Here is a 21,993-nt window from a genome sequence, read left to right as displayed (position 1 = left end):
GGTGTTGATCAGGCCGTTTCGCGGACGGCCCGGGCCAGGACGCTCAGGCCCTGGTCCAGTTCCTCGGGCGTGATGGTGAGCGCCGGGAGCAGTTTCACGACCTCGCTCTCCGGGCCCGACGTCTCGATGAGCAGGCCGAGGTCGAAGGCCCGCTTCGCGACCCGTCCGGCCCGGTCCTTGTCGTGGAACTCCAGGCCCCACACGAGGCCGCGGCCCCGGTACTCCTTCACGTCGGCGGGGTTCTCCTCGGTGATGGAGATGAAGGCCTGCTCGATCTGCTCACCGCGGGCGCGGGTCTGCTTCTCCATCACGGACCCGTCCGCCCAGTACGCCTCCAGCGTGGCGGTGGCGGTCACGAAGGCGGGGTTGTTGCCGCGGAAGGTGCCGTTGTGCTCGCCCGGCTCCCAGATGTCCAGCTCGGGCTTGAACAGGCACAGCGACATGGGCAGGCCGTAGCCGCTGATGGACTTGGAGACGGTGACGATGTCGGGCGTGATGCCCGCCTCCTCGAACGAGAAGAAGGCACCGGTCCGCCCGCAGCCCATCTGGATGTCGTCGACGATGAGCAGCATGTCCTGCCGCTCGCACAGCTCGGACAGCGCGCGCAGCCACTCCGGGCGCGCCACGTTGATGCCGCCCTCGCCCTGCACGGTCTCCACGATCACCGCGGCGGGCTTGTTGAGGCCCGAGCCCTGGTCCTCCAGGAGCCGCTCGAACCAGAGGAAGTCCTCCACCGTGCCTTCGAAGTAGTTGTCGAAGGGCATCGGCGTGCCGTGCACCAGCGGGATGCCGGCCCCGGCCCGCTTGAAGGCGTTGCCGGTCACGGCGAGCGAGCCGAGGGACATGCCGTGGAAGGCGTTGGTGAACGACACGATCGACTCGCGCCCCTTCACCTTCCGCGCCAGCTTCAGCGCGGCCTCCACGGCGTTGGTGCCGGTCGGGCCCGGGAACATGACCTTGTAGGGCAGGTCGCGCGGCCGCAGGACCAGGTTCTGGAAGGACTCCAGGAAGGCCCGCTTGGCGGTGGTCGACATGTCGAGCCCGTGCGTGACGCCGTCGCGCTCCAGGTAGTCGATCAGCGCCCGTTTCAGGACGGGGTTGTTGTGGCCGTAGTTCAGTGACCCCGCTCCGGCGAAGAAGTCCAGGTACTCGTGGCCGTCCTCGTCGTACATGCGGCTGCCCTGCGCACGGTCGAAGATGGCGGGCCAGCCGCGGCAGTAGCTGCGTACCTCGGACTCGACGGTCTCGAAGACACTGAGGTCGGGCTGGGTGATGGTCACGACGAATCGCTCCTCGTTGCGTGGGGTGCAGCGGCGGTGGTCAGGCGAAGACAGGGGTCAGGCGGAGGGGGTGCGGGACAGCGGCCCGATGCGGTAGAGCACTTCGGGGTCGTGCGGCCCGTCGGGGAACACGGCCGTCTCGAACAGCACCTCGCGCTCCAGCCGGGCGCCGTGGCGCTCGGCGAACGACGTGAACAGGCGCTCGGAGGCGGTGTTGCCCGGCGTGATGGTGGTCTCGACGGTGGTCAGCCCGCGCTCGGTCACGGTCCGTGCGACCAGCCCGTCCAGCAGGGCGGCGGCGAGCCCGCGGCCGCGGTGCGACTCGTCCACCGCCACCTGCCAGACGAGCAGGGTGTCCGGGCGGTCCGGCCGGACGTAGGCGGTGACGAAGCCGACCGGCTCACCGTGCTCGTCGCGCGCCACGGCCGAGGTGGCGGCGAAGTCACGACACCACAGCAGATAGCTGTAGGACGAGTTCAGGTCGAGGACCTTCGAGTCCCTGGCCATCCGCCACAGCGCGGCGCCGTCCGCCACCGACGGACGGTCGATTTGCAGGTCTGCTTGTGCGGCAGTCATGCGAATTGAATTTACCGAGGGAAATTGAAAAATGCATCGCCGCGGGGGGTTACGTACGGGCGCGATCTGTGTTATCACGCGGGCGCGTACGGGCGCCCGAACATGGCCCCTTATCGACTGGTTTGATCGTCAGATAAGGGGCAAATGCATCACGATGTGTAACGCGTCACAGCCGTGTAACCATCACGAGATCTACCCGAATTGCGCCCTTCGGCGTTCGCAGAATCTTTGCGTTTAGGTCGAGTGAAAGCGGGCAGAAGAATACGGGAAGCTGTTCGCGAATGCATTCTCTAATGTGTCCCATATTACGCCGGGAGTTAATCCGGAATTAGACTCCGGTCACTCCGTCGATCCGCTCCCGGAGGATGTCCGCGTGGCCGTTGTGCCGCGCGTACTCCTCGATCATGTGGACGTACACCCAGCGCAGGCTGACCTCCAGACCGGCCATCGGCCCGTCGGCGATCCGCCCGGTGTCGTCCAGCGACAGTCCCGCGCACACCTCGTTCCCCCGGGTGATCTCGCGCCTCCACACCGCGAGCGCCTCGTCGAGACCCCGCCCGGGATCGAGGACGTACCCGTTCCCCTTCCCGTACACCGGCGGAACGTCCAGTCCCGCGGCCACTCGCTGGAACCAGTTCCGCTCGACCTCGGCGAGGTGCTGTACCAGCCCGAGCGGGGTGAGCGACGACGGCTCGGCCGAGGCGGTCCGCACCTGCACGTCGTCCAGCCCGGCGCACTTCAGCTCCAGCGTGGCCCGGTGGAAGGCGAGCCAGCTCTCCAGCATGGGCCGCTCCTCACCGGTCATGAGGGGGATGGGGCGGCCGTCGGGAAGGGTGAGGGGTGAGTTGGTGTCGGTGGTCATGGAGCGAGCATGGCACGGGGATTTTCCACCTGTCCGGCGTTTCCGGCCGAGGCCCCCGGGGGCGCGGCCGACGACTGCCGCGGAGTGCTCGGCCGTCGCCGGGGCCGGCGGGCGAGCCATCCCGGCTGCCGTCGGTAACGGCCGCCGAGGGCTGGAGCGTTGCCGACGGCTGTGGCCGCGGAGTGCTCGGCCGTCGCCGAGGCCTGCGGCCGCGTAGTCCGACCGCCGTCGGCAACTGCGGCCGAGGGCTGGAGCGTTGCCGACGGCTGTTGCCGCAGAGTGCTCGACCCGGGCCGAGGCCTGCGGGCGGGCGTCCCGGCTGCCGTCGGCGACTACCGCGCAGCACTCGACCTGCGCCGAGGCCTGTGCCCGCGCTTCCCGACCGGCGCCGGCGACTGCTGCCGAGCGTTGGACCCGGGCCGACGACTGCGGCCCCGCATCCCGACCGCCGCCGGCAACCACCGCCGAGCGCTCGACCGCGACTGACGGCTGTGGCCGTGCATCCTCGGCCGCCGGGCGGGCTACTGCCGCGCATCCTCGACCCCTACCGCGGGCTGCCGCCGCGCACCCTCACCCCCTACCGAGGGCTACCGCCAAGCACCCTCGGCCGCTCGCAACGCTGCCTCCACATCCACGCCCAGGCCGTTCTCCCGCAACGCGCCCCCAAGTGCCGCCAGGCTCGCCCGCACCGCTCCCGGTGTGGCGTCCACCCCGTAGTGGTTGACCCGGATCATCTCCTTGGCCAGAGCGCCCCCGCCCGCGACCAACGGCACCGCCGGGTCCGACGTCAGTGCCCGGGCCACCAACTCCGACGCCACCGCTCCCGACGGCGCCCGCAGGGTCGTGGCGACCGGCGCGGCCTCACGGTCCTCGTGCACATACGGCTCGATGCCTCCGCCCAGCGCCCGCGCACCCGCCCGGGTCGCCTCGGCGGCACGACGGTGCCGGTCCATCACCACGTCAAGACCCACCGACTCGATCCGCTCGACACACGCCTCCAGCGCCAGCATCTCCAGCTGGGCCGGCGCGTGCGGCAGCGCCTTCCGGCCGCCGTCGAGCCATCGGTCCTTCCAGTCCAGCAGCGAGAGGTACGACCGTCGCGGCGCCCCGGGGTTCGCCGCCATCCGGGCCCAGGCCCGCTCGCTCACCGACACCGCCGAGACACCCGCGGGCCCGCCCATCGCCTTCTGCGCCCCGATCACGCACAGGTCCACGCCCCACGCGTCCGTCAGCACCGGCTCGGCCCCGATCGACGCGACGGCGTCCAGGTAGAACAGGGCACCGTGCCGTCGTACGACGTCTCCGATCTCCGCGACCGGGTTGGTGTTGCCGGTCGCCGCCTCCGCGTGCACCAGGGAGACGAAGTCGATCTCCGGGTGCTCGGCGAAGGCCTCCCGGATCTGCTCGGCGCCGACCGCCGTGTGGAACGGCACCGCCAGATCGATCACGGTCGCGCCACAGTCGCGCAACCAGTCGCCGAAGGTCTGCCCGTAAGGGCCCGTGATGACGTTGAGGGCCGTGGTGCCCGGCCCGGCGGCGGAACGGATCGCGCCCTCCAGCGGCAGCAGCGCCTCGCCCTGCGTGATCACCACGTCCTGCCTGGTACTCAACAGCCGCGCCACGCGGTCCTCGATCGACGCGAAGTGCGCCGCGGTCAACGGGGCCAGGTCCAGAAACGGATGTGTCACGGGGGTGCTCTCTTCACTCTCGGGGTAGACGAGACGAGGGTAACCGGCACCTTTCGTCCACCTCCGACCGATTACTTCTTAGGTCGGGCAGCCGCGTGACCATCGTTTTGGTTTGAGAGACTCAAACTTCTCCTTATAATCGAACCCTTAGTCCCCCCTAGGAAGGCCCGCCGTGAACACGCTCATCGGGCGCCGGACCCGCGTCCTGGCCGCCACCACCGCGACGGCCGGGCTGGTGCTCCTGGCTGCCGCTGCTTCCGGCTGTACTTCCACCGACGACGGAGGCAGCGGTTCCAAGACCGCCGCAGGCGGGGTCGAACTGGTCAAGGGCGGTCAGCTCACCACCTGCACGCATCTGCCGTACCCGCCCTTCCAGTCGGAGGTGGACGGCAAGGTGCAGGGCTTCGACGTCTCCCTCGTCGACCTGGTCGCCAAGGACCTGGGCGTGAAGCAGGACATCCTCGACACGCCGTTCGAGAACTTCAAGACCGGCGCCTTCCTCAACGCCGGCCAGTGCGACCTCGCCGCGGCCGGCATGACCATCACCGAGGAGCGCAAGAAGAACGTCGACTTCTCGGACCCGTACTTCGACGCCACCCAGGCCGTCCTGGTCGACAAGAAGGCCGGCGTGAACTCCCTCGCCGACGTGAAGTCCAAGGGCGTGAAGCTCGGCGCCCAGGCGCAGACCACCGGCGAGGACTACGTCAAGAAGCAGGGCTTCGACGCGGTCTCCTTCGAGTCCTCCGACGCCGTCCTCAACGGTCTGCGCACCGGTCAGGTCAAGGCGGTCGTCATCGACTACCCGGTCGTCCAGGGCTGGCTGAAGACCAAGGCCACCGCCGACGCCTACAAGGTCGTCGACAACCTCAACACCGGTGAGCAGTACGGCTTCACGGTGAAGAAGGGCAACGCCAAGCTGCTGGCCGCCGTCAACAAGGCGCTCGCGGACGCCAAGGCGGACGGCACGTACAAGAAGCTGTACGAGAAGTGGATCGGCCCGTACGACGAGTCCGCCGCCTCCCCGTCCGCTTCCCCGTCCGCGTCCTGACCCCATGACTGACACGGACGTACCACTCCAGCCCAGGAAAAAGGGCCTGACCCGGCGTCAGAAGCGCACTCTGTCGCGCGGCGCCCAGTACGTCGTCTTCGTCGCCGCCGTGATCGCCTTCGCGGTCTCGGCGGACTGGGGACGGCTGAAGAACCAGTTCGCGCAGGCCGACATCGCCGAGCAGATGTTCCCGGACGTCATCACCCTGGCGCTCAAGAACACCGTGCTCTACACGCTGTCCGGCTTCGTCGTCGGACTCGTGCTCGGCATGCTGATCGCCCTGATGCGGCTGTCGTCGGTGGGCCCGTACCGCTGGTTCGCCGGCGTGTACATCGAGATCTTCCGCGGCCTGCCCGCCCTGCTGATCTTCATCTTCATCGGTGTCGCAGTCCCCCTCGCCTTCCCGGGCACGGAGATCATCGGCGGCACCTACGGCAAGGTCGCCCTCGCGCTCGGCCTGGTCGCCGCCGCGTACATGGCGGAGACGATCCGCGCGGGCATCCAGGCCGTGCCCAAGGGGCAGTTGGAGGCGGCCCGTTCGCTGGGCTTCTCACCCGCGCGGGCGATGGTCTCGATCGTCATCCCGCAGGCGTTCCGGATCATCCTCCCGCCGCTGACCAACGAGTTGGTCCTGCTCTTCAAGGACTCCTCGCTGGTGCTGTTCCTCGGCGTCACGCTGGAGGAACGCGAACTGTCCAAGTACGGCCGGGACCTGGCCAGTACGACCGCCAACTCCACGCCGATCCTCGTCGCCGGACTGTGCTACCTGCTGGTCACGATCCCGCTCGGCTTCGTCGTACGCCGTATGGAGGCGAAGGCCCAGGAGGCCGTGAAATGAGCCGACCGGAGATCCAGGTCCAGGGCCTGCACAAGTCCTTCGGCGACAACGAGGTCCTGCGTGGCATCGACCTGGAGATCGGCCAGGGCGAGGTCGTCTGTGTGATCGGCCCGTCCGGGTCCGGCAAGTCGACCCTGCTGCGGTGCGTGAACCTGCTGGAGGAACCCACCAAGGGCCGGGTCTTCGTCGGCGGTGCCGAACTCACCGACCCGGACGTCGACATCGACGCCGTACGCCGCCGTATCGGCATGGTCTTCCAGCAGTTCAACCTCTTCCCGCACGTCACGGTGACCGAGAACCTCACGCTGCCGCAGCGCCGGGTGCTCGGGCGCGGCAAGGCGCAGGCCGCGAAGGTGGCCGCCGAGAACCTGGCGCGGGTGGGTCTCGCCGAGAAGGCGGACGCCTACCCCTCCTCACTCTCCGGCGGGCAGCAGCAGCGGGTCGCGATCGCCCGCGCACTCGCCATGGGCCCCCAGGTGATGCTGTTCGACGAGCCGACCTCGGCGCTCGACCCGGAACTCGTCGGGGACGTCCTCGCGGTGATGCGCATGCTCGCCGACGAGGGTATGACGATGATGGTCGTCACCCATGAGATGAGCTTCGCCCGCGAGGTGGCCGACCGGGTCGTCTTCATGGACGGCGGCGCGGTCGTCGAGGACGGCACCCCGGAACAGGTCATCGGCAACCCCCGCCACGACCGCACCCGCCACTTCCTCTCCCGCCTCCTCGACCCGGCGATGGCCGAGGTCGAGTCGACGCCGTCGGACAAGGCCGACGACGACGCCGCCGCCGACGACGACGGCTGAGCGGCCCGGGCGGGCGCCGACCCCCGCGTGCGCGGGACCACCACCTGGGGGCCTTGACCGCCCGGGCCGCTCATTAAGGTGCAGGGCATGAGCGATCACGCGGTACTGCACGTGAAGGGCCGGGTCCTGGTCGGGCCCGAGGACGTTCGCGACGACCTGTGGGTCGTCGACGGCCGGATCTCCTACGACCGCCCCGTCGGCGCCCGTGACGTCCGTACCGTGGAGGGCTGGGCGCTGCCCGGCCTGGTCGACGCCCACTGCCATGTGGGTCTCGGCCCGCGCGGGGCCGTGGACGAGAACGTGGCGGAGAAGCAGGCGCTCGCCGACCGTGACGCGGGGACCCTGCTCATCCGGGACGCCGGCTCGCCCTCCGACACCCGCTGGGTCGACGACCGCGAGGACCTCCCCAAGATCATCCGTGCGGGCCGGCACATCGCCCGCACCCGCCGCTACATCCGGGGCTACGCGCACGAGATCGAACCGGAGGACCTGGTCGCGTACGTCGCCCGGGAGGCGCGGCGCGGTGACGGCTGGGTGAAGCTGGTGGGCGACTGGATCGACCGTGACCTCGGCGACCTGGCGCCCAGTTGGCCGCGGGGGGCGGTCGAGGCGGCCATCGCCGAGGCGCACCGCCTCGGCGCCCGGGTCACCGCCCACTGCTTCGCCGAGAACTCCCTGCGGGACCTGGTCGAGGCCGGCATCGACTGCATCGAGCACGCGACCGGTCTCACGGAGGAGCTGATCCCCCTGTTCGCGTCCCGCGGGGTCGCGATCGTCCCGACGCTGGTCAACATCGCCACGTTCCCGAAGCTGGCCGACGGCGGCGAGGCCAAGTTCCCCCGCTGGTCCGCCCATATGCGCAGGCTCCACGAACGCCGCTACGACACCGTCCGGGGCGCCTACGACGCCGGCATCCCGGTCTTCGTCGGCACCGACGCGGGCGGCACCCTGCCGCACGGCCTGGTCGCCGCCGAGGTGGCGGAACTGGTGACCGCCGGGATCCCACCCCTGGACGCCCTCTCGGCGACGGCCTGGGGCGCCCGCACATGGCTGGGCCGACCCGGGCTGACGGAGGGAGCGCCGGCGGACCTGGTGGTGTACGAACAGGACCCGCGCACGGATGTGCGCGTGCTGGGGGCGCCGTCGCGGGTGGTGGTGAACGGGCGGGTCGCGGGCTAGAGACGACGACAACCGGCGGGTGACGACGGCCTCGCCGTGACCACGGCCGCCCCGTGACGACGGCCGCCAGGTGTGACGGCCGCCCGGTGCGACAGCCGCCCCGTGACGACGGCCTCCCGCCCGATGGCGCGACCGGATCCTGGCACGCCACGGGCCAGTCCGGCGAAGGCGACCCGCGAGGCATCTACAGGCGTCTTCGAATGCCCCCGTCACGCGCGCCGTCCCCGCCATGCGCGCGCCGTCCCCGTCACGCCGCGCCGCCCCCGCCCCGCCGACGCTCCGGCCATCGGCGTGACCCCTCAAGGCGCCCCCACCGAAACGGAGTTGGCCTGACCGGCGTCGGCTCGATGACCCCGTACCCGGCGGGCCAGGTGATCGCCCTGGTCATCGCGGGTGGAGAGTCCGTCGCGGCGGCGGGACGCGGCAGGAGCTGACCGGTTCAGGATCTCCGCCGTCAACAGTCCTTGTGTGTCAGGGCTGTTGACGGCGCGATGAAAACGTTTTAACTTCCCCTCACTCCGACTTCGAGACATGAGGGGGACCCGTGGCCGCAGTACTGCGGGAACATGCAGGTACAGAGGAGGTTGACGTAACTCCTCACCCAACCGGTGGCGCGCATCCGAAGCGAAAACGTTTTCAAGGGCGTGCATTCTTTCTGCTCATGCTGCCCGGCCTCGCCTACTTCCTGCTGTTCCACTACGGAGCGCTGGTCGGCAACGTCATCGCCTTCAAGGAGTACGTCCCCTTCGACGGTCTCTGGGGCAGCCCCTGGGTCGGCCCGGGCAACTTCCAGCGGATGTTCGAGGACGGGGAGTTCTGGGCCGCCGTCCTCAACACCGTCTGGATCGCCGTCCTCCAGCTGGTCTTCTACTTCCCGGTGCCGCTCGGCCTCGCCCTGCTCCTGCACAGCCTCACCTGGAGCTCGGTGCGCCGGTTCGTGCAGTCGGTGGCGTATCTGCCGCACTTCATCTCGTGGGTGATCGTCGTCGCCCTCTTCCAGCAGCTGCTCGGCGACACCGGCCTGCTCAACTCCTCGCTGGACGGCATGGGGTTGCAAAGCGTCGACATCATCGGCAACCCCGACGCCTTCAAGCCGCTGGTGGTCGCCCAGGTCATCTGGAAGGACGCCGGCTGGGGCACGATCATCTTCCTGGCCGCGCTGGCCCAGGTGGACGAGCAGCAGTACGAGGCCGCCGCGATCGACGGCGCGGGCCCCTGGCGGCGCTTCTGGCACGTCACCCTGCCCGCCATCCGCCCGGTGGTCGTGCTGCTGCTCATCATGCGGCTCGGTGACATCCTCTCCGTCGGCTTCGAGCAGATGCTGCTCCAGCGCGACGCGGTCGGCCCCGAGACCGCCGAGATCATCGACACCTTCGTCTACTACCAGGGCATCGTCGGCGGCGACTACGGATTCGCCGCCGCCGCGGGCCTGTTCAAGGGCGTCATCGGCGCCCTCCTCGTCTACGCCGCCAACAAGGTCGCCCACCGCCTCGGCGAACAGGGGGTCTACAAGTGAGTGCCCGCACCCGCACCGCTGTCCGGCCCGGCTGGCTGGAGAAGCCGAAGCCGCTCACCCAGGCCGCCAAAGCCCTCGCGCTCGTCGCCGTCGTGCTGCTGGTCTGCGTGCCGTTCCTCGTCATCGTGTCGACCTCGCTGGCCTCCACCGACGAGGTCGTGGCCAACGGCGGCTGGGTGCTGTGGCCGACCGATCCCACACTCGACGCCTACCGCGACATCCTCGAAGGCGGCATCGTCACCCACGCCCTCGGTGTCAGCGCCGGCGTCACCATCGTCGGCACCCTGCTCAGCCTCGTGTGCACGGTGACCCTCGCCTACGCGCTGTCCCGCCCCGGCGTCTTCGGCGCCCGGCCCGCGCTGCTGCTGATCCTGTTCACGTTCCTCTTCCCGCCCGGCATGATCCCCAGCTTCCTGCTGGTCAAGGAGCTGGGCCTGCTGGACAACTACGCCTCGCTGGTCCTGCCCGTCCTGGTGAACGTGTTCAACCTCGTCGTCCTTCGCGGCTTCTTCCAGGGCATCCCGGAGGAGCTGTACGAGGCCGCCCGGCTCGACGGGGCGGGGGACTGGCGGGTACTGGTCTCGATCGTCCTGCCGCTGTCCAAGGCGGCGCTCGCCGTGGTCGGGCTGTTCTACGCGGTGGCCTACTGGAACTCCTGGTTCTACGCCTCGCTCTACCTGGAGAGCGACCACTGGCCCCTGCAACAGGTCCTGCGCACCTACGTGGTGGCGGGTTCCGGACTCACCGACGCGACGACCGGTGAGGGCACGGTCACCGCCCCGCAGACGGTGCAGATGGCGGTGCTGGTGATCGCCACCGTGCCGATCCTGCTCGTCTATCCGTTCCTGCAGAAGTACTTCACCAAGGGCGTGCTCACCGGCGCCATCAAGAGCTGACCCGTCCCGAGAGCTGACAGGCCGTCAAGAGCCGTGTCCAGAAAGGTCATCCGCTCATGCCCAGCATCTCCCGCCGTACCCTGCTGCGTTCCGCTGCCGCGGTCGGCGCCGCAGTCTCCGCGCCCACCCTGCTGACCGCCTGTTCCACGAGCTCCGGCGACAGCGACGTCTCCAACGCCGGCAAGAAGCTCGCCCCCTGGCCCGCGTACCGCCCCGCCACCGGTCCCAAGCCGGACCTGGCCCCCACCGACGCCGGTGTCCAGGCCGGCTATTCCGCCTACCCCTCCGACCTGGTCAAGTCCGTCGCTCGCACGCCCGGCGACGGATCCACCGTCAAGGTCATGTCGGTCTCCTTCGGCACCCCGCCCAAGCCCGCCTCCGCGAACCACTTCTGGGCGGCCGTCGAGAAGGCCCTCGGCGTGAAGATCGAGTACACGGTCGTCTCCCAGGCCGACTACCAGAAGAAGATGGCCACCGTGATGGCCGGCGACGCCGACACCCTGCCGGACATCATCAACCTCTTCTCCGGGTTCGTCCTGCCGCGCGAGGCCGAGTTCGTGCAGCGGCGCGCGGAGGACCTCACGTCGCACCTGTCCGGCGAGGCCATCACCGACTACCCGAACCTCGCGAACATCCCCACCCACGCCTGGCGCGACATGGGCCGCATCGGCGGCCGTATCTACGGCATCCCCCTGGAACGCCCGCTTCCCGGCTCCACCCTCTGGCTCAACCAGGGCATGTTCGCCGACGCCGGGATGAAGGACGGCTGGACCGCCGACGACTTCGCCGCCGTCGCGAAGCGGGCGACCAGCGGACGGACGTACGCGCTCGGCGCCGCCCAGGGCTCCCTCTTCGGCAACGGCGTGCACTCCGCCGCCCACAACGCGCCCCAGGAGTGGGCCGTCACCAAGGACGGCACCTTCCAGCCGGGCTGGGCCGACGAACGCTTCAAGGCGGCCATCGCCTTCCAGGCCGGACTGCGCAAGGCGGGCTCCTACCATCCGGACGCCACGTCCATCTCGCAGATCGACCTGACCACCCTCTACTACAACGGCACGGTCGGCTCCATGCAGGACGGCTTCGGCGCCTACCTGCCCAAGTACCGTGAGTCGAAAGGCAAGTTGACCCCGGCCGCAGCGCTGCCGTACAGCGTCGGCGGTGAGCCCGGCGGCATCGTCGCCGCCCGCCGCTCCTTCGGCTACACCGTGCTGAAGAAGGCGAAGAAGGAACGCGTCGAACTGCTGCTGCGCATCCTCGACTACCTCGCCGCCCCCTTCGGCAGCAAGGAGTGGGAGCTCGTCCACTACGGCGTCGAGGGCACCCACTTCACCCGCGGCAAGGACGGCTCACCGCAGCCCACCAAGCTCGGCGAGGTGGAGAACAACGTCAACCTGCCGCTGAAGTACCTCGCCGAAGGCCCCCAGGTGCTGTTCGTGCCGGGCATGCCCGACGCCGTACGGGCGCTGCACGCCTGGCAGATCAAGACCGTCCCGCACGCCATCCGCAACGCCTCCTACGGCCTGCAGTCCCGGACGAAGAACGCCCAGGGCACGACACTGAAGGCGCTGCTCGAGGACACTGTCACCGGCATCGTCGCCGGTCGCGTCCCGCTGTCGGAGTGGGACGGGGCGGTCAAGAAGTGGCGCTCCCGGGGCGGCGACAGAATGGCCGAGGAGTTCGCGAAGGACTACGACGCCAACACGTGACCGGGTACCGGTGGACGGCGGGTGCCGGTGGAAGAGGAGACGCGGGGGATGGGGAGCGACATGGAGTCCAAGCGGCGGGTCACGATCCGGGATGTCGCCGAGCGGGCGGGCGTGTCGATGGCGACCGCCTCCCGCGCCCTGAGCGGCAACCACCCGGTGCCCGCCGCGACCCGGGCCCGCGTGCTGCGCGCCGCCCGCGACCTCGACTACGTCGCCAACGCGCACGCCCGCGCCCTGGTCGGCGGCGGCCGCAAGATGGCCGCGGTCGTCGTCCGCCAGGTGACCAGCCCGTTCTACGCCCAGGTCGCCGAGGGCGTGGAGGCGGAGGCCGCCGACCGGGGCTGGCTGTGCGTGGTCGGCGCGACCGGCGGGGACCCGCAGCGCGAGATGGAGTTCGTGCAGCTCATGCGGGAGGAGGGCGCGCGCCTTGTGATCCTGGTCGGCGGGGTCGTCGAGGACGACGCCTACCGGGAGCGCGTCGCCCACTACGCGCAGGCCCTCGACTCCACGGGCGCCCGGCTGGTGCTGTGCGGGCGACCCGCGCCCGATCCCGACATCCCCGCACTGGTGGTCGAGTTCGACAACGAGGCGGGGGCGCGGGCGATCACCGGACACCTGCTGTCGGCCGGTCATCGCCGGATCGTCTTCCTCGGCGGGCTGCCCGGGAACACCGCGCTCGACGCCCGCGTCACCGGCTACCGGGCCGCGCTCGCCGAACATGGCCTGCCACCCGAGGCCGCGCAGGTCGTCGACTGCGGGCTCGGCCGTGCGGCCGGCCTGCGGGCTATGGCCGAACTGCTCAAGGAGACAAGGGAGTTCACGGCTGTCTTCGCCGGCGACGACATGGTCGCCGCGGGGGCGCTGCGCGCGATCGCCGATGCGGGGCTCACCGTCCCCGACGACATCTCCGTCGTCGGCTACAACGACATTCCGCTCGCGGAGGACTTCAACCCGCCCCTCACCACCGTTCGTACCCCCGCCGAGGAACTCGGCCGCGCCGCGGTACGCATCGCCCTGCGGGACCCCGACAACGCCGCCGCGAGCCACCATCTGCTGGGGACGCACATCGTCGTTCGCCGCAGTGTCGCCGCGCCGCCGAGGCCGTCGGGCCACTGCGGGTGACCTGTGGCTGCTCGCGCCCCCGGGGGGAGCCGCACATGGATGCGGCCCCACGTCCCTGTAGGGGCGCCGCAGCACTGGCCGCCATCTGACCGACACGGAGGATTCAGCCCCGTATGACCGCGCCGCATGTGTCGCTGCCCGACGACCCGACGCACCTTCCCGACCTTCCCGCACCCGACCCGCTGCTCTCGCCGATCACCGGCTGGACCCGCGCCCACTGGGAGGCGATCGCCGACCGCCTCCTCGACGGGCTGCTGCCGTACGCCTCCCCGGGGTTCGCGCAGTACCGGCTGCCCGGGCCGGCCAGCCACTCCGGGCCCTGGTCGGACGGCCTGGAGGGCTTCGCCCGCTCCTTCCTCCTCGCCGCCTTCCGCATCGCGGGCTCGGGCGGTCGCGTCGGCCCCGCCCTCATCGAGCGGTACGCGGCCGGACTCGCCGCCGGCACCGACCCGCGCGGCGACGAACGCTGGCCGCCCATCACCGACCGCGCCCAGCCCATGGTCGAGGCCGCGTCCATCGCGATCGCCCTGCACGAGTCCCGCCGCTGGCTGTGGGATCACCTCGACGACCGGGTACGCGACCAGGTCGCCGACTGGCTGGGCGGGTTCGTCGGCGCCGACGTCAACGACTCCAACTGGCGCCTGTTCCAGGTCATCGCGGAGGAGTTCCTGGCCTCCGTCGGCGCCCCGCACAGCCGCGCCGAGATCGACGCCGGGCTCGCCCGCCTGGACGACTGGTACCGGGGCGGCGGCTGGTACACCGACGGCGACGGCCGCAAGTTCGACTCCTACAACGCCCTGGCGCTGCATCTGTACCCGGTGCTGTGGGCACGCATCGCGGGGCCGCGCGCGGACCCCGCCACGGTGGCCCGGCACCGCGCCCGCCTGCGTGAGTTCCTCTCCGTCCACCAGCACTTCTTCGGCTCCGACGGCGCCCCGGTGCACCAGGGCCGTTCCCTCACCTACCGCTTCGCGACCACCGCACCGCTGTGGGCGGGCGCCCTCGCCGACGCCTCCCCGTTACCGCCGGGCCGTGCCCGCCGCCTCGCCTCGGGTGCGCTGAAGCACTTCGCCGAGCGAGGCGTGCCGGACGAGCGCGGTCTGCTCACCCTCGGCTGGTACCGCCCCTTCCTCCCCGTCACCCAGCGCTACTCGGGCCCCGCCTCCCCGTACTGGGCGAGCAAGGCCTTCCTCGGCCTGCTCCTGCCGGAGAACCACCCGGTGTGGACGGCACCCGAGGAGCCCTCCCCGGTGGACACGGCCGACGTACGCCTGGCCCTGCCCGCCCCCGGCTGGCTCCTGCACTCCACCGCCGCCGACGGGATCGTACGCCTCGTCAACCACGGCAGTGACCGGTTCCCGCCCCCGCCGGCGACCGCCGAGGAGAGCCCGCACTACGCCCGGTTCGCATACTCCAGCGCGACGGCCCCCGAAACCCCGGGCGCCCCGAGCACCGGTGCGGACAACCACATCGCCCTGCTGGCCCCCGACGGCACGCCGTCCCCCCGCGGCCGTATCCACCCGCTCGGCGCCTCGGGCGGGCGTGCCGCCTCCTGGCACCGGGCGCGGGGGCACCGCGTCGAGACGGTGAGCGTGGTCCACGGCCCGTGGGAGGTGCGGGTCCACCGCCTCGACGTCCCGCCCGGAACTCCGGTCCGCGAAGGCGGCTGGGCGGTCGCCGACGACACCGCGCCGCCGGTCGCCGAAACCGGCCCGAGCCGGGCATCTGCCCGCCGCGCGGACGGCCTGAGCAGCGCGATCACCGGCCTGTACGGATGGGACGGCGCCCAAGGAACGGTCGCGACGTCCCTCGGCACCAACGCCGTCGGGCGCCACTCGGCGACACCTCAGCTCGAACTGGCCGACGGCGCAAGGCTGTTGGTCACCCTCGTGGTGCTCAGCGCGGACCCGGACGCGCTGCGTACCGGAGCGGGCGCGTCGGTCGCCGAGGACGGCACCGTGGAGATCCGCTTCCCGGACGGCACACGGGAGCGGGTGGTAGTTGGGCTCAGCGTTGCGCGAGAGCCATCGCCCGGTCCAGCGCCTGGAGGAACGAGTTGACGGTCACCCGGTCCCGTACCGCCAGCCGCAGCCACCGCTCGTCCAGCCCCGGGAAGGTGTCCCCGCGCCGGACCGCGAACCCGAGGTCGCGCAGATGCCGTCGTACGGCGAGGGCGTGCGGCAGTCGAACCAGGACGAACGACGCCTCGGCGGGCCCCGCCACCCGCAGCCCGTCGGCGCCGAACTCCTCCAGGCCCGCCACGAGATGGGCCCGGTCGGTGGCGACGCGGTGGGCGGCATGGCCCGCCTCCGCCAGCGCCCGCGGCGAGACGCACGCCTGAGCCGCCGCGAGGGCGGGCGTGGACACCGGCCACAGGGGCTGGGCCCGCTCCAGTTCCACCACGGTCTCGGGCTCGGCCAGCACGTAACCGATCCGCAGTCCGGCCAGCCCCCACGTCTTGGTCAGGCTGCGCAGCACCACAAGGCCGGGGACGTCCGTCCGCCCGGCCAGCGCCTCCCGCTCGCCCGGCACCGCGTCGATGAACGCCTCGTCCACCACCAACGTCCGCCCGGGACGCGCCAGTCGGGCGATCGCGGCGGCCGGATGCAGCACGGACGTCGGGTTCGTCGGGTTGCCGATCACCACCAGGTCGGCGTCCTCCGGAACGACCGCCGGATCCAGCCGGAAACCGTCCTCCTCCCGCAGCAGCACCCGGTCGACCGGGTGACCGGCGTCCCGCAGCGCCGCCTCCGGCTCCGTGAACTGCGGATGCACCACGACCGGCCGGCGAACCTTCAGGGCACGCGCGAGCAGGACGAACGCCTCGGCGGCACCCGCCGTCAACAGCACCCGCTCCACCGGCAGCCCGTGCCGCGCCGCCACCGCCGCCCGCGCCGCCCGCCCGTCCGGATAGGCGGCGAGAGAGGTCAGCGACTCGGCGATCCGCTCCCGCAGCCACACGGGCGGGGTGTCGGCGCGTACGTTCACGGCCAGGTCGACGACCGCCGAGCCGGCGTCACGCACCTCGGCGTCGCCGTGGTGGCGTAGGTCATGTCCCTCAGTGCGCATGGGAGTGTGTGTGTCCTCCGTGCTGGTGGTGCCCGTGGTGGTGGTCGTCGTCCGGGTGGAAGTGCGGCTGTTGCGGCAGCCCGACCTTGTCCTCGAAGCCGGGCAGCGCGATCCGGTACACGCACGAGTCGCAGTTCATCCGCAGGTCGCCCTTGACGGCCTCCTCGTACCGCTCCCACACCAGATCCAGCAACTCCGGCTCCGGACCGATGACATCGGCCGACCGTACCTCGACCTCCGGGTGCGCCGCCGCCCAGCCCTCCGTCTGCTGCCGCACCCGGTCCGGCAGGATCCCGGTGAACAGGAAGTAGGGGAGCACCACGATCCGCCGCGCCCCGAGCCTCGCGCACCGGTCCAGGCCGCTCGGCACGTCCGGCGCCGCCAGCGACACGAACGCCGTCTCCACGCCCGCGTAGCCGCGCCCCTCCCACAGCAGCCGGGCCGCCTTGTGCACCTCGGCGTTCGCATCGGGATCCGTGGAACCGCGCCCCACCAGCAGCACGGTCACGTCGGCCCGGTCGGCGGGCGTGCGCACCGACCCGCCGAGCGCCTCGTCCAGCCGTCGCTCCAGCACGCTCAGCAGCGCGGGGTGCGGGCCCAGCGGGCGGCCGTAGCTGTACGAGATCCCCGGGTGCCGTTCCTTCTCCCGGGACAGCGCCGCCGGGATGTCCCCCTTGGCGTGTCCGGCGGACACCAGCATCAGCGGTACGGCGGCGAACCGGCGCACCCCCTGCTCCACCAACTCGGCGACCGCGTCGCCCAGCGGCGGCGGGGACAGCTCGATGAAGCCGCCCGCGACGGGAAGTTCGGGGTGGCGGCTGCCCAGGCGCCGTACGAAGTCGCGGAACGCCTCGGCTCCGGCGTCGTCCCGGGTGCCGTGGCCGGCGATGAGCAGGGCGGGCGGCGGGGTGGTCACTGTTGCTCCTCGGGATGCGAATCGGGGTGGTACAGCAGAGCGTTGAGCGCGGCGGCGGCGACCGCCGAACCGCCCTTCTCGGACACGTTGCTCACGGCGGGCAGTCCGCTCTCCCGCAACGCGGCCTTGGACTCGGTCGCGCCGACGAAACCGACGGGCAGGCCGATGACCAGCGCGGGAGAGGCGTCCAGGGTCAGCAACTCCTCCAGAGCGGTGGGGGCGTTGCCGATCACCCACAGGGCGCCCGGGCCGACCTGTTCGTACGCCAGCCGGATCGCGTGGGCCGAACGGGTCAGCCCGGGCCCCGACTCGGCGTCCCTGAGCCGGCAGACGGTCTCCCGCCGGGTGATCCCGGCCGCGACCATCTCCACGTCCACGACCACGGGCGCCCCGGCGTGCAGCGCGGCGTGCGCCTTCTCCAGCGCGTCCTCGGCCATGATGAGATCGTTCGCGTACTCCAGGTCGGCCGCGGAGTGGATGACCCGCTCCACGACCGCCCGCGTCAGCGGCGGGAAGTGCGAGGTGTCCAGGCGCGCGCGCAGCCGCCGGAAGGACTCCTGCTCGATCGGGTGGACCACACGGTTCACCTGGCCTCCTCCTGCGCGTCCCGAGGGCTCTCCTGCCAGCGGTAGCCGCGCGGCGTCACCATGCGCCCGGCGATCCGCCGGGTCGCGGTGTTGCCCACGGTCACGACCGTCATCATGTCGACCGTCGCCGGGTCCAGGTCGGCCAGGGTCGTCAGCCGGGCGGACTCGTCCGGCCGCGACGCGTTGCGCACGACACCGACCGGCGTCGTCGCCTCCCGGTGCTCGGCGAGGATCGCGAGCGCCTTCGGCAGCTGCCAGTCGCGGCCCCGGCTGCGCGGGTTGTAGAACGTCACGACGATGTCCGCCTCGGCCGCCGCCCGCACCCGCCGCTCGATGACCTCCCACGGCGTGTGCAGGTCGGAGAGGCTGATGGACACGTGGTCGTGGCCGAGCGGGGCGCCGAGGATCGCGGCGGCCGCGAGGGCGGCGGTGACGCCCGGTACGCCGATCACGTCGATGTCGTCGGAGGCCTCCGCGAGAGCGGGGGAGGCCATGGCGTACACGCCGGCGTCCCCACTGCCGATCAGCGCGACCGCCTGCCCCTTGCGGGCCTCCTCGACGGCCGTCCGAGCCCGCTCCTCCTCGGCCCCCAGCCCCGACTCCAGGACCCGGGTGCCCGGTCGCAGCAGGTCGCGGATCTGGTCGACGTACTGGTCGAGCCCGACGAGCACGGAGGCACGCCGCAGTTCGTCCTTGGCGCGGGGCGTGAGCAGGTCCCGGGCGCCCGGTCCGAGCCCGACCACCGCGAGCCGGCCACGTGCGGGCCGTCGTACGACGGCACAGGTCGCCATGGCGGGATCCGCCGCCGACTTCCGCTTGGGGACGAGGAGTTCACCCCCACCGACGAGCGCGGCGGCCTCGGCCACGGACGGGGTGCCGACGGCGGCGAGCGGCGCGTCGGAGGGGTTGGGCACGTGCACGGCGGCCAACTCCGGTGCCGAGTAGGTCACCAGAGGCACGCCCAGGCGCTCGGCCGCCTCGACGATCCCGGCCTCCTCGGCCTTGGCGTCGACGGTGGCGAGTTCGGCGACGCTACGGGCCGACAGTCCCGCGTCCCGCAACGCGGCCTCGACCAGCCCCAGCACCTCCTCCACCGGGGCGCCCCTGGAGGCGCCCACGCCGACGACGAGGGACGGCGGACGCAGCACGACCGCACGCTCGGCGGGTTCGACCAGACGATCCGTCAGCCGGATCACGTACGCCCCTTCCGCGGTGACCGGGAGGGCCGGAAGAGGCCAGCCGAAGTCCGCCTCCAGAGCCACCGGTTCGCCGTCGAGCAGGGCCCGCGACACTCCGGCCACATCCCCCTCGACCGGGAACCCGAGGGTGTCGAGCCCCGGCACCCCCACCGCGTCCGTGGCCGTCGTCACCACGGGGTGCGCACCCAGCAACTCGCCGACCTCGCAGGCGAGTTCGTTGGCGCCGCCGCCGTGCCCGCCCACCAGCGACACGGCGAACCGGCCGCCCTCGTCGACACACACCACGCCCGGGTCGGACGCCTTGTCGCCCAGCAGCGGCGCGACCAGCCGGACCGTCGCCCCCGTCGCCAGGAAACACACGAGCTGCTCGCACTGGGCGAACGCGGCCCGTACGGCGTCCCCCACCGGGCCCTCGTACACGCGCGTCCGGTCCGGCCAGGCCGCGGCCAGCCGGTCCCGCGCGGCCGCGCCTGCCGCGGTGGCGGAAATGAGGCCGATCACTGATTTGCTCCTTCAGGCCGTGCCGGGGGCCGGACGCCCCACAGCAGAAAAACGGGATTCGTCGCCGCGAGCCGGGTCACGTCCCCCGGCAGCGGCGCGAGCCGGGACGACTGCAACAGCACCCCGTCGCAGTCGAAGCCGGCGTCGGTGAGCGCGGCCCGCGCGGCCGGCACCCGGTCGAGCGCGGCCATCGCGACGACGACGGTCCGCCGGGCCCGCCGCGCGCACGCCGTGACGACGGCGGGCAGTTCGCGCCCTCCGCCGCCGACGAACACCGCGTCGGGATCGTCCAGGCCGGACAGCACGGTCGGCGCCGCCCCGTGCACCACCCGCACGTCGACGCCGTGCGCGGCTGCGTTGGCGCGGATCCGCCCGGCCCCGTCGCCGGTCTTCTCCACCGCGGTCACGGCCGCGCCGAACCGCGCGCACTCCACGGCCACCGACCCGGACCCCGCGCCGATGTCCCAGACCAGGTCGCCGAGGCGGGGCCCGAGCCGGGCCAGGGCCAGTGCCCGCACCTCGAACTTGGTGATCATCGAGTCGCGGTGCGCGAAGTCCTCTTCGGCCAGGGCCCATCCGGCGGGTCCGGCGGGCGGTCCGGCGACCGTACGCACAGCGCCGAGCGCCCGTGCCTCGTCCAGGCACAGCACGACGTTCACCGACGATCCCCAGTCCCGGGCCGCGGCCTCGGCCGGTGTCACCCGCTCCACCCGCTCCTCCTCGGAGCCGAGCGCGGAGGCGACCACCAGGACCCGCGCGGCGGAGCCGAGCGCGGCCCCCAGTTCCGCCGGCCCCGCGCCCGGCCCGGTCAGCACGGCGACCTTCGGCCGGGCCCGGCACACGTTGACCGCCGTCCGCAGCTCGCGCCCGTGCGCGCTGACGACGACCGCGTCGTCCCAGGGCAGCCCGAGGCGGGCGAAGGCGGCGGCGACGGACGAGACACCGGCCCGCACGTCGAGCCGCTCGGCGCCGAACCGCTCCGCCAGCACCCGGACGATCCCGAAGAACCCGGGGTCGCCGGAGGCCAGCACGACCACCGGGCCCGGCCGGTCAGGGCGCGGCTCATGCGGCTCGCCGTCCGGATGCTCTTCGCCGTCCGGCTGCCGCTCGTCGTCCAGATATCGCTCGATGGTGTCCAGGGCCGGCGCCAGCGCACCGAGGACCACCTGCTCGGCGTCCGCGGTCACCGGGGCGGCGGCCAGATGGCGTCGGCCGCCCACGACCAGGCCCGCCCCGGCCACGGCGGCCGCGGCGTCGGGCGGCAGCGGCGCCCCCGTCCCTGTACCGACGACGGTGATCGGACGGTCCCTCACGTGCCGGCACCCCTGGCGCGCAGGGCCTTGCGGGCCTGAGGGTCGGCCTTGCGGTAGCCGTGGAAGTGACCGGGGTGGTAGAGGTGCGAGCGGGTGCCCTCGGCGTCGAGTGCCGGGCCGACCAGGAACAGGGTGTGCTTCCAGAGCTTGTGCTCCTTGACCGTCTCCTCCAGCGTGCCGATCGTGCACTTCACGATCAGCTCCTCCGGCCAGGTCGCCTGGTAGGCGACGACGACCGGTGTGCTGGTCGGGTAGCCGCCCTCAAGGAGCTCCCGCACGAGCTGCCCGCTGCGCGCGGCCGACAGGAAGATCGCCATCGTGGTGCCGTGCTTGGCGAACTCCCGCACCTCCTCCCCGGGCGGCATCGGCGTCTTGCCGCCGCCGAGCCGGGTGAGCACGACGGACTGGGCGACCTCCGGAATGGTCAGCTCGCGCCCGGCGAGCGCCGCGACGGCGGAGAAGGCGGAGACACCCGGGATCACCTCGGTCGCGATGCCGATCCGGGCACACCGGTCGAGCTGCTCCTGCGTACCGCCCCACAGGGCGGGGTCGCCGGAGTGGATACGGGCCACGCGCAGGCCCTGCGCCAGGGCCCGCTCGTACACGGCCACCACGTCCTCCAGGGACATCGTCGCCGAGTCGAGGATCTCCGCGCCCTCGCGCGCGTGCTGGAGGACCTCCGCCTGGACCAGGCTGGCCGCCCAGATCACGACGTCGGCGTCGGCGATGGCACGCGCGGCACGGATCGTCAGCAGGTCGGCGGCGCCGGGGCCGGCACCGACGAAGGTCACTTTGCCGGTGGGGGCATCGGCCATGGGTTCGGGTCCTCTCGTACGGAAGTTCAGTGCTGCTGGGGTCGGAGGTGCGTGAGTGGGCCCTGATCGGATACCA

Annotated in this window: 20 protein-coding genes; 10 read left to right on the top strand and 10 right to left on the bottom strand. The window is 71.9% G+C overall.

The annotated features are described in order from the left end of the window. Positions 1-8: 8 nt before the first annotated feature. The 3 genes from ectB to OHA64_RS11140 form a co-directional block, all read right to left on the bottom strand. Complete coding sequence (gene ectB, locus OHA64_RS11150) at positions 9-1,280, bottom strand: diaminobutyrate--2-oxoglutarate transaminase (RefSeq protein ID WP_405611676.1); 1,272 nt, start codon at positions 1,278-1,280, stop codon at positions 9-11. Positions 1,281-1,337: 57 nt separating this feature from the next. After that, the gene (gene ectA, locus OHA64_RS11145) at positions 1,338-1,856 is read right to left on the bottom strand and encodes a diaminobutyrate acetyltransferase (RefSeq protein ID WP_405611673.1); all 519 of its coding nucleotides are present in this window, start codon (positions 1,854-1,856) and stop codon (positions 1,338-1,340) included. A 328-nt stretch (positions 1,857-2,184) separates the two neighbouring features. Then, complete coding sequence (locus OHA64_RS11140; protein WP_405611670.1) at positions 2,185-2,718, bottom strand: DinB family protein; 534 nt, start codon at positions 2,716-2,718, stop codon at positions 2,185-2,187. Between the two features lie 159 nt (positions 2,719-2,877). On the opposite strand from OHA64_RS11140, the gene OHA64_RS11135 reads away from it, so the two are divergent. Next, entirely contained in the window at positions 2,878-3,204 is a 327-nt protein-coding gene (locus OHA64_RS11135) for a hypothetical protein (protein WP_405611667.1), read from the top strand. Positions 3,205-3,305: 101 nt separating this feature from the next. Here OHA64_RS11135 and OHA64_RS11130 read toward each other — a convergent pair whose 3' ends face one another. Then, on the bottom strand, positions 3,306-4,406 hold the full coding sequence (locus OHA64_RS11130) for a pyridoxal-phosphate-dependent aminotransferase family protein (RefSeq protein WP_405611664.1): 1,101 nt from the start codon (positions 4,404-4,406) through the stop codon (positions 3,306-3,308). A gap of 172 nt (positions 4,407-4,578) precedes the next feature. Between OHA64_RS11130 and OHA64_RS11125 the strand changes: the two genes are divergently transcribed. From OHA64_RS11125 to OHA64_RS11085, 9 genes are all read left to right on the top strand, one after another. Continuing rightward, positions 4,579-5,454, top strand: coding sequence for a transporter substrate-binding domain-containing protein (locus OHA64_RS11125; RefSeq protein ID WP_405611661.1), 876 nt, complete (start codon positions 4,579-4,581; stop codon positions 5,452-5,454). A gap of 4 nt (positions 5,455-5,458) precedes the next feature. After that, positions 5,459-6,292, top strand: coding sequence for an amino acid ABC transporter permease (locus OHA64_RS11120; protein WP_405611658.1), 834 nt, complete (start codon positions 5,459-5,461; stop codon positions 6,290-6,292). Then, on the top strand, positions 6,289-7,098 hold the full coding sequence (locus OHA64_RS11115) for an amino acid ABC transporter ATP-binding protein (RefSeq protein ID WP_405611655.1): 810 nt from the start codon (positions 6,289-6,291) through the stop codon (positions 7,096-7,098). The genes OHA64_RS11120 and OHA64_RS11115 overlap by 4 nt, the downstream gene beginning before the upstream one ends. 87 nt (positions 7,099-7,185) lie before the next feature. Beyond that, positions 7,186-8,277 (top strand): amidohydrolase family protein, encoded by a 1,092-nt coding sequence (locus OHA64_RS11110; RefSeq protein ID WP_405611652.1) that lies wholly within the window; start codon positions 7,186-7,188, stop codon positions 8,275-8,277. A gap of 661 nt (positions 8,278-8,938) precedes the next feature. Beyond that, positions 8,939-9,793: an ABC transporter permease gene (locus OHA64_RS11105; RefSeq protein WP_405611649.1), complete on the top strand. Its 855-nt coding sequence runs from the start codon at positions 8,939-8,941 to the stop codon at positions 9,791-9,793. Then, positions 9,790-10,689: a carbohydrate ABC transporter permease gene (locus OHA64_RS11100; protein WP_405611646.1), complete on the top strand. Its 900-nt coding sequence runs from the start codon at positions 9,790-9,792 to the stop codon at positions 10,687-10,689. The genes OHA64_RS11105 and OHA64_RS11100 overlap by 4 nt, the downstream gene beginning before the upstream one ends. A gap of 56 nt (positions 10,690-10,745) precedes the next feature. Then, positions 10,746-12,395 carry a sugar ABC transporter substrate-binding protein gene (locus OHA64_RS11095; RefSeq protein WP_405611643.1) on the top strand — a complete coding sequence of 550 codons (1,650 nt, stop codon included), beginning with the start codon at positions 10,746-10,748 and terminating at the stop codon, positions 12,393-12,395. Between the two features lie 60 nt (positions 12,396-12,455). Next, positions 12,456-13,517: a LacI family DNA-binding transcriptional regulator gene (locus OHA64_RS11090; protein ID WP_405623933.1), complete on the top strand. Its 1,062-nt coding sequence runs from the start codon at positions 12,456-12,458 to the stop codon at positions 13,515-13,517. A 113-nt stretch (positions 13,518-13,630) separates the two neighbouring features. Next, positions 13,631-15,577: a DUF2264 domain-containing protein gene (locus OHA64_RS11085; RefSeq protein WP_405611640.1), complete on the top strand. Its 1,947-nt coding sequence runs from the start codon at positions 13,631-13,633 to the stop codon at positions 15,575-15,577. On the opposite strand, the gene cobC is transcribed toward OHA64_RS11085, so the two are convergent. Genes cobC through cobM form a run of 6 tightly spaced genes read right to left on the bottom strand, consistent with a single transcriptional unit; the run spans position 15,525 to position 21,917 of the window. Next, positions 15,525-16,586 carry an Rv2231c family pyridoxal phosphate-dependent protein CobC gene (cobC, locus tag OHA64_RS11080; protein ID WP_405611637.1) on the bottom strand — a complete coding sequence of 354 codons (1,062 nt, stop codon included), beginning with the start codon at positions 16,584-16,586 and terminating at the stop codon, positions 15,525-15,527. The two genes, OHA64_RS11085 and cobC, sit on opposite strands and share 53 nt — an antisense overlap. Beyond that, the gene (locus OHA64_RS11075) at positions 16,576-17,502 is read right to left on the bottom strand and encodes a sirohydrochlorin chelatase (protein WP_405611634.1); all 927 of its coding nucleotides are present in this window, start codon (positions 17,500-17,502) and stop codon (positions 16,576-16,578) included. Before OHA64_RS11075 ends, cobC begins: the two co-directional genes overlap by 11 nt. Next, positions 17,499-18,089, bottom strand: a complete 591-nt coding sequence (locus tag OHA64_RS11070; protein ID WP_405611631.1) for a precorrin-8X methylmutase — start codon at positions 18,087-18,089, stop codon at positions 17,499-17,501. The genes OHA64_RS11075 and OHA64_RS11070 overlap by 4 nt, the downstream gene beginning before the upstream one ends. Beyond that, on the bottom strand, positions 18,086-19,789 hold the full coding sequence (gene cobJ, locus OHA64_RS11065) for a precorrin-3B C(17)-methyltransferase (RefSeq protein ID WP_405611628.1): 1,704 nt from the start codon (positions 19,787-19,789) through the stop codon (positions 18,086-18,088). Before cobJ ends, OHA64_RS11070 begins: the two co-directional genes overlap by 4 nt. After that, positions 19,786-21,102 (bottom strand): precorrin-6y C5,15-methyltransferase (decarboxylating) subunit CbiE, encoded by a 1,317-nt coding sequence (cbiE, locus tag OHA64_RS11060; protein ID WP_405611625.1) that lies wholly within the window; start codon positions 21,100-21,102, stop codon positions 19,786-19,788. The genes cobJ and cbiE overlap by 4 nt, the downstream gene beginning before the upstream one ends. After that, on the bottom strand, positions 21,099-21,917 hold the full coding sequence (gene cobM, locus OHA64_RS11055) for a precorrin-4 C(11)-methyltransferase (RefSeq protein WP_405611622.1): 819 nt from the start codon (positions 21,915-21,917) through the stop codon (positions 21,099-21,101). Before cobM ends, cbiE begins: the two co-directional genes overlap by 4 nt. Between the last annotated feature and the right edge of the window lie 76 nt (positions 21,918-21,993).

The sequence above is a fragment of the Streptomyces sp. NBC_00076 genome (genome assembly GCF_045041235.1).
Classification (GTDB): domain Bacteria; phylum Actinomycetota; class Actinomycetes; order Streptomycetales; family Streptomycetaceae; genus Streptomyces.
This window is presented reverse-complemented; position numbering and strand designations above follow the sequence as displayed.

Coding starts and splice junctions, on each gene's coding strand:
- ectA (WP_405611673.1), bottom strand. CDS start 1,856: ATGACTGCCGCACAAGCAGACCTGCAAATCGACCGTCCGTCGGTGGCG.
- OHA64_RS11140 (WP_405611670.1), bottom strand. CDS start 2,718: ATGACCACCGACACCAACTCACCCCTCACCCTTCCCGACGGCCGCCCC.
- OHA64_RS11120 (WP_405611658.1), top strand. CDS start 5,459: ATGACTGACACGGACGTACCACTCCAGCCCAGGAAAAAGGGCCTGACC.
- OHA64_RS11115 (WP_405611655.1), top strand. CDS start 6,289: ATGAGCCGACCGGAGATCCAGGTCCAGGGCCTGCACAAGTCCTTCGGC.
- OHA64_RS11110 (WP_405611652.1), top strand. CDS start 7,186: ATGAGCGATCACGCGGTACTGCACGTGAAGGGCCGGGTCCTGGTCGGG.
- OHA64_RS11105 (WP_405611649.1), top strand. CDS start 8,939: ATGCTGCCCGGCCTCGCCTACTTCCTGCTGTTCCACTACGGAGCGCTG.
- OHA64_RS11095 (WP_405611643.1), top strand. CDS start 10,746: ATGCCCAGCATCTCCCGCCGTACCCTGCTGCGTTCCGCTGCCGCGGTC.
- OHA64_RS11090 (WP_405623933.1), top strand. CDS start 12,456: ATGGAGTCCAAGCGGCGGGTCACGATCCGGGATGTCGCCGAGCGGGCG.
- OHA64_RS11085 (WP_405611640.1), top strand. CDS start 13,631: ATGACCGCGCCGCATGTGTCGCTGCCCGACGACCCGACGCACCTTCCC.
- cobC (WP_405611637.1), bottom strand. CDS start 16,586: ATGCGCACTGAGGGACATGACCTACGCCACCACGGCGACGCCGAGGTG.
- cobM (WP_405611622.1), bottom strand. CDS start 21,917: ATGGCCGATGCCCCCACCGGCAAAGTGACCTTCGTCGGTGCCGGCCCC.